The organism is Actinacidiphila sp. bgisy145 (assembly GCF_057708125.1).
In genome coordinates this window covers 1-14,946 of sequence record NZ_JBYIRL010000080.1, presented here as the reverse complement: position 1 = coordinate 14,946, position 14,946 = coordinate 1, and the positions used below count along the sequence as shown (strand labels likewise).

Annotated in this window: 11 protein-coding genes; 3 read left to right on the top strand and 8 right to left on the bottom strand. The window is 70.5% G+C overall.

Annotation, left to right across the window (positions count from 1 at the left end):
* Positions 1-36: 36 nt before the first annotated feature.
* Positions 37-2,844 carry a preprotein translocase subunit SecA gene (secA, locus tag AC3ERT_RS35985; protein WP_335977644.1) on the bottom strand — a complete coding sequence of 936 codons (2,808 nt, stop codon included), beginning with the start codon at positions 2,842-2,844 and terminating at the stop codon, positions 37-39.
* A 263-nt stretch (positions 2,845-3,107) separates the two neighbouring features.
* Between secA and AC3ERT_RS35980 the strand changes: the two genes are divergently transcribed.
* Both AC3ERT_RS35980 and AC3ERT_RS35975 read left to right on the top strand, forming a co-directional pair.
* The gene (locus AC3ERT_RS35980) at positions 3,108-3,695 is read left to right on the top strand and encodes a GNAT family N-acetyltransferase (RefSeq protein WP_435179311.1); all 588 of its coding nucleotides are present in this window, start codon (positions 3,108-3,110) and stop codon (positions 3,693-3,695) included.
* A gap of 134 nt (positions 3,696-3,829) precedes the next feature.
* A complete protein-coding gene (locus AC3ERT_RS35975) occupies positions 3,830-5,011 on the top strand; it encodes a winged helix-turn-helix domain-containing protein (protein ID WP_435179309.1) in 1,182 nt (393 codons plus the stop codon).
* A 21-nt stretch (positions 5,012-5,032) separates the two neighbouring features.
* Here AC3ERT_RS35975 and AC3ERT_RS35970 read toward each other — a convergent pair whose 3' ends face one another.
* The 7 genes from AC3ERT_RS35970 to mtnA all read right to left on the bottom strand — a co-directional run bounded on the left by AC3ERT_RS35970 (position 5,033) and on the right by mtnA (position 13,541).
* Positions 5,033-5,770, bottom strand: coding sequence for a response regulator (locus AC3ERT_RS35970; RefSeq protein WP_335977637.1), 738 nt, complete (start codon positions 5,768-5,770; stop codon positions 5,033-5,035).
* Between the two features lie 134 nt (positions 5,771-5,904).
* Positions 5,905-6,597: a ribosome hibernation-promoting factor, HPF/YfiA family gene (hpf, locus tag AC3ERT_RS35965; RefSeq protein WP_335977635.1), complete on the bottom strand. Its 693-nt coding sequence runs from the start codon at positions 6,595-6,597 to the stop codon at positions 5,905-5,907.
* Positions 6,598-6,894: 297 nt separating this feature from the next.
* Complete coding sequence (locus AC3ERT_RS35960) at positions 6,895-7,662, bottom strand: ComF family protein (RefSeq protein ID WP_435179307.1); 768 nt, start codon at positions 7,660-7,662, stop codon at positions 6,895-6,897.
* 203 nt (positions 7,663-7,865) lie between these two features.
* A complete protein-coding gene (locus AC3ERT_RS35955) occupies positions 7,866-9,707 on the bottom strand; it encodes an LpqB family beta-propeller domain-containing protein (RefSeq protein WP_435179305.1) in 1,842 nt (613 codons plus the stop codon).
* Complete coding sequence (mtrB, locus tag AC3ERT_RS35950) at positions 9,707-11,665, bottom strand: MtrAB system histidine kinase MtrB (protein ID WP_435179303.1); 1,959 nt, start codon at positions 11,663-11,665, stop codon at positions 9,707-9,709. The genes AC3ERT_RS35955 and mtrB overlap by 1 nt, the downstream gene beginning before the upstream one ends.
* Before the next feature lies 1 nt (position 11,666).
* A complete protein-coding gene (gene mtrA / locus AC3ERT_RS35945; RefSeq protein ID WP_202233941.1) occupies positions 11,667-12,356 on the bottom strand; it encodes an MtrAB system response regulator MtrA in 690 nt (229 codons plus the stop codon).
* Positions 12,357-12,491: 135 nt separating this feature from the next.
* Entirely contained in the window at positions 12,492-13,541 is a 1,050-nt protein-coding gene (gene mtnA / locus AC3ERT_RS35940; RefSeq protein ID WP_435179301.1) for an S-methyl-5-thioribose-1-phosphate isomerase, read from the bottom strand.
* 95 nt (positions 13,542-13,636) lie between these two features.
* On the opposite strand from mtnA, the gene AC3ERT_RS35935 reads away from it, so the two are divergent.
* A complete protein-coding gene (locus AC3ERT_RS35935; RefSeq protein ID WP_435179299.1) occupies positions 13,637-14,860 on the top strand; it encodes a proline-rich domain-containing protein in 1,224 nt (407 codons plus the stop codon).
* Positions 14,861-14,946 lie beyond the last annotated feature (86 nt).

Sequence of the window (14,946 nt, the reverse complement as noted above, 5' to 3'; positions counted from 1 at the left end):
GTACTGCCCTGACGCCGCCCGCGGCGGCCCCACCGCCTACTTCTTGCGGCGGCGACCGCCCTTGGCGGCCTTGCGGCGCTCCGCGCGGGTGCTGGCCGCCTCCTCGTCACCGGACGAGCCGGCGGAGCCACCGGAGACCGCGGCCTCCTCGAACTCGCCCTCCACGACGCCGCCCTCACCGTCGACCGACGGCGCGGAGAAGTGCAGCCGGTCGGCCCGCTTGGGCGCCTCCAGGCCCTTCGCACGGATCTCGGGCTGCTTGACCAGCGACGGCGGCGCGTCCTGCACCTCGTCCGCCACCGGCACCTCCTCGACCTGCTGCTCCACCTGGACCTCCAGGTTGAACAGGTAGCCGACGGACTCCTCCTTGATGCCGTCCATCATCGCGGTGAACATGTCGAAGCCCTCGCGCTGGTACTCCACCAGCGGGTCGCGCTGCGCCATGGCGCGCAGCCCGATGCCCTCCTGGAGGTAGTCCATCTCGTAGAGGTGCTCACGCCACTTGCGGTCCAGCACCGACAGCACCACGCGCCGCTCCAGCTCACGCATGATGTCCTCGGTGAGCTGCTTCTCCCGCTCGGTGTACTGCTCGTGGATGTCGTCCTTGACGGACTCGGCGATGAACTCGGCGGTGATGCCCGCACGGTCGCCGGCCGCCTCCTCCAGCTCGTCCACGGTGACCTTCACCGGGTAGAGCTGCTTGAAGGCGCCCCACAGCCGGTCCAGGTCCCAGTCCTCGGCGAAGCCCTCGCGCGTCTCGGCGTCGATGTACGCGTCGATGGTGTCGTCCATGAAGTGCTGGACCTGCTCCTGCAGGTCCTCGCCCTCCAGGACGCGGCGGCGCTCGCCGTAGATCACCTCGCGCTGGCGGTTGAGCACCTCGTCGTACTTCAGGACGTTCTTGCGGATCTCGAAGTTCTGCTGCTCGACCTGCGACTGGGCGGACGCGATGGCCCGGGTGACCATCTTGTTCTCGATCGGCACGTCGTCGGGCACATTGGCCATCGACATCACGCGCTCGACCATCTGCGCCTTGAACAGCCGCATCAGGTCGTCGCCGAGCGACAGGTAGAACCGGGACTCGCCCGGGTCGCCCTGACGGCCGGAGCGCCCGCGCAGCTGGTTGTCGATACGGCGCGACTCATGCCGCTCGGTGCCCAGCACATAGAGCCCGCCGAGGTCCTTGACCTCCTCGAACTCGGCCTTGACCGCCTCCTCGGCGCGCTCCAGCGCCTCCGGCAGGGCCGCGGCCCACTCCTCGACGTGCTCGACCGGGTCCAGGCCGCGCTGGCGCAGCTCCGCCTCGGCCAGGTCGTCGGGGTTGCCGCCGAGCTTGATGTCGGTGCCGCGGCCGGCCATGTTGGTGGCCACGGTGACCGCGCCCTTGCGCCCGGCCTGGGCGACGATCGTCGCCTCCCGGTCGTGCTGCTTGGCGTTGAGCACCTCGTGCGGGATGCCGCGCTTGGACAGCTGCGCGGAAAGGTACTCGGACTTCTCGACGGAGACGGTGCCGACCAGCACCGGCTGGCCCTTCTCGTGCTTCTCGACGATGTCCTCCACGACGGCGGCGAACTTCGCCTCCTCCGTGCGGTAGATCAGGTCCGGCTTGTCGTCGCGCTGCACCGGGCGGTGGGTCGGGATCGGCACGACGCCCAGCTTGTAGATCTGGTGGAACTCGGCGGCCTCGGTCATCGCCGTACCGGTCATGCCGCTCAGCTTGTCGTACAGGCGGAAGAAGTTCTGGAGGGTGATCGTGGCGAGCGTCTGGTTCTCGTCCTTGATGTCCACCCCTTCCTTCGCCTCGATCGCCTGGTGCATGCCCTCGTTGTAGCGGCGGCCGGCGAGGATACGGCCGGTGTGCTCGTCGACGATCATGACCTCGCCGTCGATGACGACGTAGTCCTTGTCGTTCTTGTATAGCTCCTTGGCCTTGATGGCGTTGTTCAGGTAGCCGACGAGGGGGGTGTTCACCGACTCGTAGAGGTTGTCGATGCCCAGCCAGTCCTCGACCTTGCCGACCCCGGACTCGTGGATGGCGACGGTGCGCTTCTTCTCGTCCACGTCGTAGTCGCCGGTCTCCTCCTTGCCGAGGCTGCCGGCCTCGCCGCGGTTGAGCCTGCGCACCAGCCGGGCGAAGTCGCTGTACCACTTCGTGGCCTGGTCGGCCGGGCCGGAGATGATCAGCGGGGTACGGGCCTCGTCCACCAGGATCGAGTCGACCTCGTCGACGATCGCGAAGTTGTGGCCGCGCTGGACCAGTTCCTCCTTCGACCAGGCCATGTTGTCGCGCAGGTAGTCGAAGCCGAACTCGTTGTTGGTGCCGTAGGTGATGTCGCAGCTGTACTGCTCGCGGCGCTCCGCCGGCGTCATGTTCGCCAGGATGCAGCCCACGTTCAGGCCGAGGAACTTGTGCACCCGGCCCATCCACTCCGAGTCGCGCTCGGCCAGGTAGTCGTTGACCGTGATCAGGTGGACGCCCTTGCCGGAGATCGCGTTGAGGTACGCGGGCAGGGTGCCGACCAGGGTCTTGCCCTCACCGGTGCGCATCTCGGCGACGTAACCGAGGTGCAGGGCCGCGCCGCCCATGATCTGCACGTCGTAGTGGCGCTGGCCGAGTACGCGCTTGGCCGCCTCCCGCACCGCGGCGAACGCCTCGGGCATCAGGTCGTCCAGCGACTCCCCGTCCTCGTGGCGCTGCTTGAATTCGTCGGTCAGTGCCCGCAACTCGGCGTCGGTGAGCTCGACGAAGTCCTCTTCGATGGAATTGACCTGGTCCGCGATGCGGTGCAGCTTGCGCAGGATCTTGCCTTCACCTGCACGCATGATCTTGCTGATGACGGACACGTAGGCTGACTCCTTGCCGGTCGGGCCGGGCGCGAATTCCCGCGCGGGGCACAGCGCGGGTCCTGGTCTGCCTGGCCCTGCTGCAACGGCCATCGTAAGCGAGGACACCAGCGGGCCGGGAGGCCCGGCGGCGGCAAAACGGTTTTCCCCCGGTCCCGGGCGTCCGCGATACTCGGCCGCAGTCCTCCCGCCGCCCGATATGCGGCCGTACGCGGTGCCCGGCCCCGCGCCGGAAAGCCCGCAGGAAAGGTGCGCACGCCCGTATGGAAACACCTGTTCTCACCACAAAGCGGCTCGTGCTGCGCGCACTGGAGCCCCGTGACGGCGACGCCCTGTACGCCGCCTGTCAGGACCCTGAGATCTCCCGGTGGACAACCGTTCCCGCTCCGTATCCGCGCGGGCACGCCGACCACTTCATCGACGTGGTGTGCGCGGACGGCTGGCGCGACGACACCATGTACAACTTCGGCGTCTTCACACGGGACGACGGCACCCTGGTCAGCTCGATGGGCCTGGTACGCCTCCAGCGCCTGGCCGCCCCGCAGCGCACGGCCGAACTGGGCTACTGGACGGCCCGGGACCAGCGCGGCAAGGGCTACACCGTGGAGGCGGCACGGGCGGTGTGCTCCTGGGCGTTCGAGGCCCTGGGCGTCGAACGCGTGGAGTGGTTCGCCGAGGCCGGCAACGAGGCGTCCCGCGCGGTCGCGCTGAAGCTGGGCTTCGTGATAGAGGGCACCGTACGGGCCATGGTCGTCCGCGACGGCACCCGGCGCGACGCCTGGAGCGGCTCGCTGCTCCCCTCGGACTGGTCCCTCCCCTCCCAGGCGCAGTACCTGCCGTACGGCGGCTGACGGCGGCCAGCGGCTGACGGCGGCGGCTGACAGCAGGTGGCGACAGTGCGGCGGCGCCGCGGAACGAAGTCGCCGGAACGAGTGAACCCGCCGGCCGCGGCCGACTGTCAGTGCCCGGTTCTACGCTGGCCGTCATGACTCTCCTGCCGTCGCCCGAGTACACGCTGTCCGCCGACGAAGCCCGCAGGATCGCCCTTCGGGCGCAGGACTTCCTGGGTGCGCCGGACCGGCGGGCGGGCACCCGGGGCGTGCTGCGGTCGCTCGGCGCGGTCCAGCTCGACACCATCTCGGTGCTCGCCCGGTCGCACGAGCTGATCCCGTACGCCCGCCTGGGCGCGGTCGGCCGCGACACGGTGGAGGCGGCGTACTGGTCCGACGGCCACGCCTTCGAGTACTGGTCGCACGCCGCCTGCATCCTGCCGATCGAGGAGTGGCCGCACTTCGCCTTCCGGCGGCGCGCCCGCCGGGCCCGTGGCCACCGCTGGCACGTCCTGGAGGACGCCGAGCGCTCCTGCGCGGCCGTGCTGGACCGGCTGAAGGTCGACGGCCCGCTGACCTCCACCGACCTGGGCGGCGCGAAGAACGGCGGCCCGTGGTGGGACTGGTCCGAGACGAAGATCGCCGTGGAGTGGCTGCTCGACACCGGCGAGGTGGTCTGCACGCAGCGCCGCGGCTGGAAGCGCGTCTACGACCTGGCCGAGCGCGCCGTCCCGGACACCCTGCTGCACGACGACCTCGACGACACCGAGTGCGTACGGCGCCTGGTCGCGCAGGCGGGCGCGGCCATGGGGGTCGCCACCCGGGCGGACCTGGCCGACTACCACCGCCTCAAGGGCGAGCAGGTCGCGGCGGTGCTGGACGCCACCGGGCTGATCCCGGTCGAGGTCGAGGGCTGGGGCAAGCCAGCCTGGGCCGACCCGGCCGCGCTCGCCACCGCGCCGCGCGGCCGGCACCGCACCACGCTGCTGTCGCCCTTCGACTCCCTGATCTGGGACCGCCCCCGCACCGAGCGGATCTTCGGCTTCACCCACCGCCTGGAGGCGTACACCCCGAAGCCGAAGCGGGTCCACGGCTACTTCGCGATGCCCCTGCTGGCCGGCGGACGGCTGGTGGGCCGGGTCGACCCCGCGCGGGAAGGCAGGACCCTGGTCGCCCGGCAGATCACCCTCGACGGCCCCAAGGCCGTCCAGCCCGCGGCCGACGCCCTCACCGAGGCCGCCGGCTGGGTCGGCTGCACCCAGGTCCGGGCCGAACGCGTCCTGCCCGAGTCGCTGCGCGCGCCCCTGACCGCCGCCCTCGCCCACACCACCGGCTGAGGGCCGGGGCGGGGCCGGGAACTAGCGGATCTCCAGGATCTTCTCCCGCATCGCGTAGACCACGGCCTCCATGCGGGAGTGGAGCTGGAGCTTCTCCAGGATGTTGCGGACGTGGTTCTTCACCGTGTTCTCGCTGATGAACAGTTCCTTGGCGATGTCTCGGTTGTTCAAGCCGGTGGCCACCAGCTTGAGCACCTCCAGCTCGCGGTCGGTGAGCTTGGGCGCCGGCACCAAGCGCTTCTCGTCCGTCCGCTGGATCATCGACTTGAACTCGGTCAGCAACTTCGACGCCATCGACGGGCTGATCTGCGACTGGCCGTCGGCGACCGCCCTGATCGCGGTCGCCACCTCGTCGGTGGAGATCTCCTTGAGCAGGTAGCCCGTCGCGCCGGCCTTGATCGCCTCGTAGAGGTCGGCTTCCTCATCGCTTATCGTCAACATGATGATCTTGGCGCTGGGCGCGACTTCCTTGATCGAGGTGCACGCCTCGATCCCCCCGCGCCGCGGCATCCTGACGTCCATCAGCACGATGTCCGGCAGCAGGTCGGCGGCCTTTTCCACGGCCTCGGCGCCGTCCCCGGCCTCCCCGATGACCTGGATGTCCTCCTCCTGCGCGAGCACGATCTCCAGGCCCCGCCGGAACAGCGCGTGGTCGTCGACGACGAGAACCCGAATCGGCTCCGCACGCGGCGGACCGGACTGTTCCCCGTACAGCACCGGGCGCCCTTCACCGGGCGCCCCGTGCTCGAAGTCCGGCATCAATTCCTCCCCCTCAGACCAGAGTTGACCACTGGTCCAGCATTTCACGTCCTGGCGCGCCGACGCCCCCGGCGCGAAGCCGGGGGCATGCGGCGCTCCTTTTCCCACGGACCCCAACGGGTCCGGCCGAAAGCTCAGGCGCCGTGGTTGAGCGCGTCACCGGCGCCCGCCGGCGATCCGGCCCCCGACTCGTCCGTGTTGAGGTGGATCACGCCGTAGTCATAGCCCTGCCGCCGGTAGACCACGCTCGGCTGCTTGGACTCGCTGTCGACGAACAGATAGAAGTCGTGCCCGACCAACTCCATCTCGTAGAGCGCCTGGTCCAGGGCCATGGGCGCCGCGGCGTGGGTCTTCTCCCGGACCACGAGCGGACCCTCGCCGTGGACCTCCAGCGACGCGACCATGGTGGTGGTCGCCGCGCCGTCGGCCTCCTGGTCGGCCACGAGCGTGCCGTCCCCGTTGATCCGAGCGGCGCCCGGCACCGTGTCACCCACTTCGGCGGCCGGAATACGGCCGTTGCCCCGGCGGGTGTGCCGCTTGCTGGCGGCCTTCCGCAGCCGCGCCTCCAGCTTCGTCACCGCCACGTCCAGCGCGGCGTACGGGTCCGCTGCCGCTGCTTCCGCGCGCACCACGGGCCCGCGGGTGTTCAGCGTGATCTCCACCCGGTCGCTGTGCTCCGCCTGGCGGGGGTTGAGCTCCTTGGACACCTCGACGTCGAGGCTGATCACCTTGCCGTCGAGCTTCTGGATCTTGTCCAGTTTCTCGGCCACGTGCTTCCGGAACCTCTCGGGCACCTCGGTCTTGCGGCCTTTGACGACGATGTCCACGCAGAACTCCGTTCCGGACCGCCCCCGTGACCAGGGGCAATCCCTCTCCCTGAGGCCGGCGCGGGTGCCAGTCCCGGCCGGCGCTGCGTTAGCTGCCGCTTCGCCGTCCGGGCAGTTCCGGATACCGCGAAGCTGCGGCTTTCACCTCCTCCTGCCCCACCGGGAAGATCAACACCCCCGGTGTTCGCTTCCTTCTCCCCCGAACATAGTCCCGGAGTGCGCTCCTCGGCATCCTCAGCACGGCCATACCTCCGTTCGGGTGAATATCAAGGGCAACCACCTGCGCCGATGCGTAAATCAGTCGTTCGGAGAATCGTGCGGTCCGGCAACCACGGCGGCACCCACGACCCGGCCGCCGGCCGCGGCCAGCGCCCCCGCGGCCACCGCGAGTGACGCGCCGGTCGTCATGAGGTCGTCGACCAGCACCAAGGGAGCCGCGGCCAGCAGCGGCACGGCACTTCCCACGGCCGCTATCGCGCCCGACAGGTTCGCCAACCTCCCGTCCGCACCCAGTTCGGCCTGGTCGGCCACCGGCCTCCGCTGCCGGAGCACGGCAGCCGCCCGAGCCGGCACGCCCCGCCGCCGCAGCTCCCGGGCCGCCGCGCGGGCGATCCGGGCCGTGGCGTCGTGTCCCCGCTGGGCGACCGCGCGGCGGGCCGAGGGCACAGGCACCACAAGCAGCAGCGGCAGGGGCCTTGGCGCCGACCACGGTGCCGCCGGTACCAGTGGCCCGGCGGCGTCCCGCAGGGCGGTACGGGGCGCCTCCAGGCCGCTGGCGGCCGGTCGCGGGCCGGAGCGGGACCCGTGACCGGAGTCGGCTGCCGATGGAACCCGTCCGGGCGGATTCCAGCGGTGGCCGACCGCATGCGGGGCGGCGGCGCCGGGCAGGGCGCCGGTGGCAGCGGTCGCCCGGACGACCGCTCCCGCCAGCGCCGCACCCAGCGGCCGAGCGAGGCCCAGGGCGCCCCGCTCCTTGTGCGCGAGGACGACGGCCCGCACCTCGTCCCCGTACCTGCCGGCCGCGTAGACCGGCGGCAGCCCTGGTGGTTCGGGTGACGGACGCACGCGCTGTGCCGTGGCCGCTCCGCCCAGCAACCCCTGGCACCGCCCGCACAGCTCCGTCCGCGGACTCCCGCAGCCCGCGCAGTCCACCGGGAGGACCAACCCGGCGATCTCCCTCCACCAGCCCCGCATGACTCAACTCTGCGCCCTGCGGCACGCCCGCGGCCAGTCACTCGTTCGTGGCTGTGGACAACTGATCGCGCAGGTCAGCCGGGGTAGACGGGGTCGCTGCCCTTCGGTGAGACCTGCTTCCAGTTCGCATCCGTCGGCAGCTCGTAGACCCTGCCGTTGTACGAGGCCAGCAGCGGCGACGCGGCGTTCTCCGAGGACGCGACGGACGTGGCCTCGCTGACGCCCTGGAGCGCGGACCCGGCCGAGCCGTCCGAGCTGATGTACTCGATCTGCTGGGCACCGCCCGGCTCGGTGTCGAGCACCACGAGCTTGCTGGCACCCGCCCACGACACGGATGTCATGTTCTCCCCCGACGGCGTCAGGGGCCGCAGGCTGTTCACCGCGAACTGCGGGTGCTGCGTGGTGCCCTCACGGACGATCCGGCCGAGCATCAGGCGGGTCTGGCTGCCCTGCTGCACCACCAGGGCGATCCGCACCCCGTCCGAGGCCACCCGGAGCGACTGAATACGCCCGTCGAGATCGGGCACGGGCACCTCGATCGGTGTGCCGGTGCCATGGGGCAGCACCAGCAGCTTCGGCGAGTCGGGGTCGCGGTCGGCCACCCACAGGTCGTCGAACCCGTCCCAACTCGGCGCGCTCAGCCCATCCTTGACGTTGCTGGTCACCACCGCCTTGCCGAAGGCCTGCCCGGTGACCAGCGAACCGACCACCAGATCGCGGCCCTCGGAGCGCACCCCCGCGGCCACCTCCTGGTCACGGCGTACCGCCACCGAGTCCAGATACGCCTTGCTGGAGCCGAACGGCCCCGGCACCGGAGTCGCCTTCGGGGTGCTGCCCTTGCCGTCGTCGGTCAACTCCAGCAGCCGGTGCTGACTGTCCGCCTCGATGAAGTACGGCCGCGGGCTGGAACCGACCAGGTTCTCCGGGCCATAGCCGAGCGCCTCACTGCTGTGCAGCACACACGCGGTGGACCCGTCCGCGTGGTCCACCTCGGCCGACGCCAACTGGGCGGACGCCTGCGCCTGGACGGTCGCGAACAGCTGCGCGGCCAGTTGCGTGCAGCGCTGCCCGTGCAGTTTGTCGGCGGCGCTGCCCAGCCGGACCTGGAGCCGCTGCGAGTCGTCCACCGAGACCCCGTGATCAGGTCCCTTGTCCTCCAGCCGCGTCCCGGCCGGCGTCGCCGTCGTCACCACATGGGACAGCCAGTCGGTGGGCCCGCCCAGCAGCGCCGAGACGGTCGACACCAGCGGGTCGTTCTGGATGCGCAGATACACCGGGTCGGCCACCAGCGTCGCGTTGCTGCTCCCGCCCGCCGGGTGCTCGTCCGGTCCGAGCCGCGCGAAGTAGTACATGTTCACGGAGTGGTATATCCGCTGGAAGTCCAGGTCAGACAGGACCAGGCCGTTCGCGAGGCCGTCGATCCGCCACTGGTTGTCCTCCTTCACCAGGTGGAACGACGTGCTGAACGTGCCGTGGTCCGGCTCGTAGGCGTGCTTGGCGTCCACCACCGCCGACTTCGTCGCCGACAGCGTGACCGTGGTGTAGCCCTCCTTGCGGCCGGTGCCGCCCACCTCGCGCGGGGCAAGCTCGCCGGAGAACACCGTGATCCCGGTGTCCGGCTTCCAGCGCTTCTTCTCCTGCTTCGACAGGTAGCTCTTGGCGGTGACGAAGTCCGACTCGCTGCTGGTGGTCGCCTCCAGGAAGCCGTTGACGATGTCGGACGCGCTCTCACCCGGGCTCGGCCCGATGCCGAAGACCCGCACCTGCGAGTCCGAGTCCGCGCGCTGGCCCTCGCTGACCTTGCGCACCTCGCCGCTGCTGGGCATCGAGGCACAGCCGGCCAGCAGCAGCACGGCGAACAACGGCAGCAGCGCGTGCCGCACCAGCCGAAGGTGGCCGCCCCCCTTCGCACCCATCAGACGTCGTCCTCCCGCGTGTTGTCCCTACGCTCCACCACCCGTGCCCCACTGCCCGGGAGCGCCGCCGGGTCCGCCGTCGGCGGCCGGGACGGCGCCTTCGGCACCAGCGGCATGGACGGCAGCTGCGGCCCGCGCGCACCGGCCTGGCGCAGCGCCGCGTCGCCGGAGGCAGCGCCGGGCGCTCCGGTCCGGGGCACCGGCACCCCGGGCCTGGCCGACAGCCCCGCGGAGTTCAGCCCGCGGTTGCGGCGCGAGTCGTCCGGTTCCAAGGGGATCGGCGAACCGCGCAGGCTGTCCCCCGCGGTGCGCGGAAGCGTCATACGGAACTGCGAACCGCCACCCGGCTCGCCCCACGCTTGGAGCCAGCCGCCGTGCAGCCGGGCGTCCTCCACCGCGATGGACAGGCCCAGCCCGGTGCCGCCGGTGGTACGCGCACGCGCCGGATCGGCCCGCCAGAAGCGGTTGAAGACCCGGGTCGCCTCACCCGGCTTCAGGCCCACGCCGTAGTCCCGCACCGCCACCGCGACGGCACCGTCGGCCGTCGCCAACCGCACCACCACGTCACGGCCCTCGCCGTGCTCGATCGCGTTGACCACCAGGTTGCGCAGCACACGCTCCACCCGGCGGGCGTCGGCCTCCGCTATCACCGGCTGCGTGTCACCCCGGACGATCACCCGGGTGCCCTTGCGCTCGGCCAGCGGCTCGGCCGCGTCGACGACCTGGCGCACCACGTCCCGCAGGTCTATCGGCTCGGCGGCGAGATCCGCGGCCCCGGCGTCGAATCTGCTGATCTCCAGCAGGTCCGACAGCAGCGACTCGAAGCGGTCCAACTGGTTCTGCAGCAACTCGGCGGAGCGGGCCGTGACCGGGTCGAAGTCCGTCCGGGCGTCGTGGATCACGTCGGCGGCCATCCGCACCGTCGTCAGCGGCGTCCGCAGCTCGTGCGACACGTCGGAGACGAAGCGGCGCTGCATCCGCGACAGCTCCTCCAGCTGCTGGATCTTGACCTGGAGGTTCTGCGCCATCTTGTTGAAGGACTCGCCGAGCCGGGCGATGTCGTCCTCCCCCGTGACCTGCATCCGCTCCTGGAGCCGCCCGGCCGCCAACCGCTCGGCGATCCCGGCCGCCATCCGCACCGGCGTGACCACCTGCCGCGTCACCAGCCAGGCGATCGCACCGAGCAGCACCACGACGAATATGCCCGCGGTCGCCAGCGTCCCCTTGACCAGCCCGAGGGTCTTCTCCTCCTGGTCGAACGGGAACAGGTAATACAGCTGGTAGGTGCTTCCGTTGATGTCCGTCAGCCGCTTGCCGACGGCGAGCGCCGGACGCGGCTTGTGACCGTCGTCGGTCTTGACCATCGTGTACTGCTTGAGCGCGCCGGGATGACTCTGCACCGCGTCGCTCAACGACTTCGGAATGCTCTCCTCCGGCAGGATGCTGCCGGAACCGCGCGGCCCGCGCACACTGCCGGGGCTGCCCCCGGCGAAGGGCGGGTCGTCGCCCCGCCCGGGACTGAGCGCGACGATCCAGTACACGCCCTTGCCGCCGCTGGCGAACTGCTCGACCAGGCTGTTCAGCCACGTACCCGAATCGACGCGCCCCTGGGTGGAGCCCGAACCGGACGACTGCTGGGTCTGGCTGCCCTTGTCCGCCATGTCCTGCGCGATGGAGAAGCCACCGGTCGCCTGATTGGTGGCCGCCTTCTCCTTCGCGTCCAGCAGGCCGTTCTGCACCTGCCCGATGACCACGAAGCCGAGCAGCAGCACCACGCCCACCGACATCAGCAACGTGAAAGCGACCACGCGCAGCTGAAGATTGCGCCGCCACAGCCGGACCGCCGGCTGCACCGGACGCCGCGCCCAGCGCACGAACGACCGGATCACCGGCAGCAGCCCCTGCATGGGGTCTGCCAGCCGGCTCTCCAGACGCTCACGCTCATACGACGCCCACATGTCAGCCAGGTCCCGCCTTGTAGCCGACACCGCGGACGGTCACGACGATCTCCGGGCGCTCGGGGTCCTGCTCCACCTTCGACCGCAGCCGCTGCACGTGCACATTCACCAGACGCGTGTCAGCGGCGTGGCGGTAGCCCCAGACCTGCTCCAGCAGCACCTCACGCGTGAAGACCTGCCACGGCTTGCGGGCCAACGCGACCAGCAGATCGAACTCCAACGGCGTCAGCGCGATCGGCTGGCCGCCGCGCTTCACCGAGTGTCCGGCGACATCGATCAGCAGGTCGCCGATCGCAAGCTGCTCAGGAGTCGGCTCCTCGGCACGGCGCAACCGCGCCCGCACCCGCGCCACCAGCTCCTTGGGCTTGAACGGCTTGATCACGTAGTCGTCCGCCCCGGATTCCAGGCCGACCACCACATCCACCGTGTCGCTCTTCGCGGTGAGCATCACGATCGGCACGCCGGACTCCGCGCGGATCTGCCGGCACACATCAATGCCGTCCCTGCCGGGCAGCATCAGATCCAGGAGCACCAGATCCGGCTTGGCCTCCCGGAAAGCAGCGAGAGCCTTGTCGCCGTCAGCGCAGAACGACGGCTCGAAACCCTCTCCGCGCAGCACGATGCCAAGCATCTCTGACAGCGCGGTGTCGTCATCGACGACCAGGACTCGTCCCTTCATACCGACCATCATCCCATTTGCATATCGATACCGGTGACCTTTGGTGATCGAGGTCACGCTACGCAACCATTCTCCACGGTTGCGCGCAGTTGCGCTGTCCCCCTGTGACAGCCTGTGGACAACTTGCGCCACGGCTGTGCGGCGACCCTACCGGCAGACGGCCGCCAGCGTCTCGGCCGTCACCGGCGAGACCACTCCGTTCTCCGTCACGATCGCCGTGATCAGCTCCGGCGGTGTCACGTCGAACGCCGGGTTGTACGCCTGGGTACCCAGCGGGGAGGGCGCGAGGTCGGTCACTTCCGCGCCGGACCGCTGCTCGACCTCGATCGACGCGCCGTCCGGCGTCTCCAGGTCGATCGTCGTCGTCGGCGCCACCACGATGAACGGCACATGGTGGTAGCGCGCCAGCACCGACAGCGGATAGGTACCCACCTTGTTCGCCGTCGCCCCGTCCGCCGCTATCCGGTCCGCGCCCACCAGCACCGCGTCGACCTCGCCGGCGGTGAAGAGCGAACCCGCCGCATTGTCGGTGAGCAGGGTGTACGGCGCCCCGGCCCGCGCCGCCTCGTAGGCGGTCAACCGCGCACCCTGGAGCAGCGGCCGCGTCTCGTCGACCCACAGCCGCCGCAGCTCGCCGGCCCGGTGCGCGGCCAGCACCACACCGAGCGCGGTGCCCTGCCCACCCGACACCAAAGCGCCCGTGTTGCAGTGGGTCAGCACCCGGTACCCCCCGCCGGGCAGCAACTTCGCCAGCAGCTGCATGCCGTGCCCTGCCATGGCGGCGCTCGCCTCCGCGTCCTCCGCGTGCAGCGCCCGCGCCTCGGCCAGGGCGGCAGCCGCCGCATGCGCCGGGTCGGCCCTCCGGTACGCCGCGAGCGCCCGCCGCACTCCATACCCCAGATTGACCGCGGTCGGACGTGCCTGCGCGAGCAGTTCGGCCGCGTCCTCCACGTCATAGCCGCGCGCGGCCGCCAACGCGACACCGTACGCGCCCGCCAAGCCCAGCACAGGCGCTCCGCGCACAGCGAGGGAGCGGATCGCGGCCACCAGTCCCTGCACGTCCGTGCAGGCCAACTCCACTTCCTCCTGCGGGAGTCGGGTCTGGTCGAGGAGTATCAGCACCGGTCCCTCAGGCGGCTCCTCCCACCGCAACGCCGGAATAAAGCCGTTCTCAGGTCGCGTGATGTGATCACCCATGTCGCTCAGTGTGCCCTGTCAGATCGCGCCCACGTCAGCCCATGGCACGATGGCAGTTTGAACCAGCCGAGCAACACGAAGAGGTGCAGCCCCCGATGACCAACTCTCCGGGCCCCACGACGCCCGGACCCTCCGACTCCCCCGAGCCGGACGGCGGCACCCCTCCCGACCCCGCCCCGTCTCCCGGCTGGTCGACGCAACAGCCGCCGGCCGACACCTCCGGATGGGCCCGCTGGACGCCACCGCAAGGAGAGCGCGCTCCGCGGGCCCCGTCTCAGGGCGGACCGCGCTGGGGCGCACCCCCCTCACGCAACGGAACACAGCAGCCTCCCAACGGGTGGCAGCAGCAAGGTCCTTGGAACCGCCCAGCCGCACCCCAGCCCGGTGTCATCCCGCTGCGGCCCCTCGACATCGGCGAGATCATCGGCGGGTCCGTCACAACGCTCCGGCGCCACTGGCGAGCCATCCTCGGCATCACCCTGACCGTCGCGGTCATCACCCAGGCCATCGCCGTCGTGGTCCAGGGCCTCTTCACCGACGACACCAGCCTCAAGAAGCTCGAGGACAGCGACAACCCGAGCGCGCACGACATCCTGCACGCCTTGCGGGACGCCTATGCCGGCCTCGGGCTCACCGTGGTCGTCGCCGCGCTCGGTGTACTCACCGCAACGGCCATGCTGGCTCTGGTCACCAGCCGCGCGGTCCTGGGCCGCCCGGTGACGGTCGGCGAGGCATGGTGGGAGGCCCGGGCACGGGCCGGACGGCTCGTGGGTCTGTCGCTCCTGCTCGTCCTCCTCTATATCGCGGTGCTGGCCGTCGGCATCCTGCCGGGCATTCTCGTCGCCGCGGCCGGCGCTTCGGACGGCGGCGCCGCCCTCGCCGTCCTCGGCGCCTGCGCCAGCTTGGTGGTGCTGGTCTGGCTCTGGATTCTGCTGATCCTCTCCCCGACAGCCCTCATGCTGGAGAACCAGAGCGTCGTGGGCGCGATCAAGCGGTCCGCGAAACTCGTCAGGGGCGCCTGGTGGCGCGTCCTCGGGATCGAGCTGCTGACGGTTCTGATCACCTACATCGCTTCGGCCATCATCGATCTGCCGTTCACAGCGCTGTCCTCTTCCGCCACGAACGAGTCCTTCTCGTCCTTCTACAACTCCGGCAGCACGCCGGGGTGGACTTTCCTCATCGTCAACGGCATCGGCGCTGTCATCGGCTCCACGCTCACCCTGCCGATCAGCTCCGGCACGGTGACGCTGCTCTATATCGACCAGCGCATCCGCCGTGAGTCGCTGGACATCGAACTGGCACAGGCTGCCGAGAAGTGAGCGTGCCCAGCCGCAAGGCTGGGCACCTCCGAAGGCCAACACAAAAAGCCTCGGCCCCCGGTCGAAACTGGGGGCCGAGGCTGAAT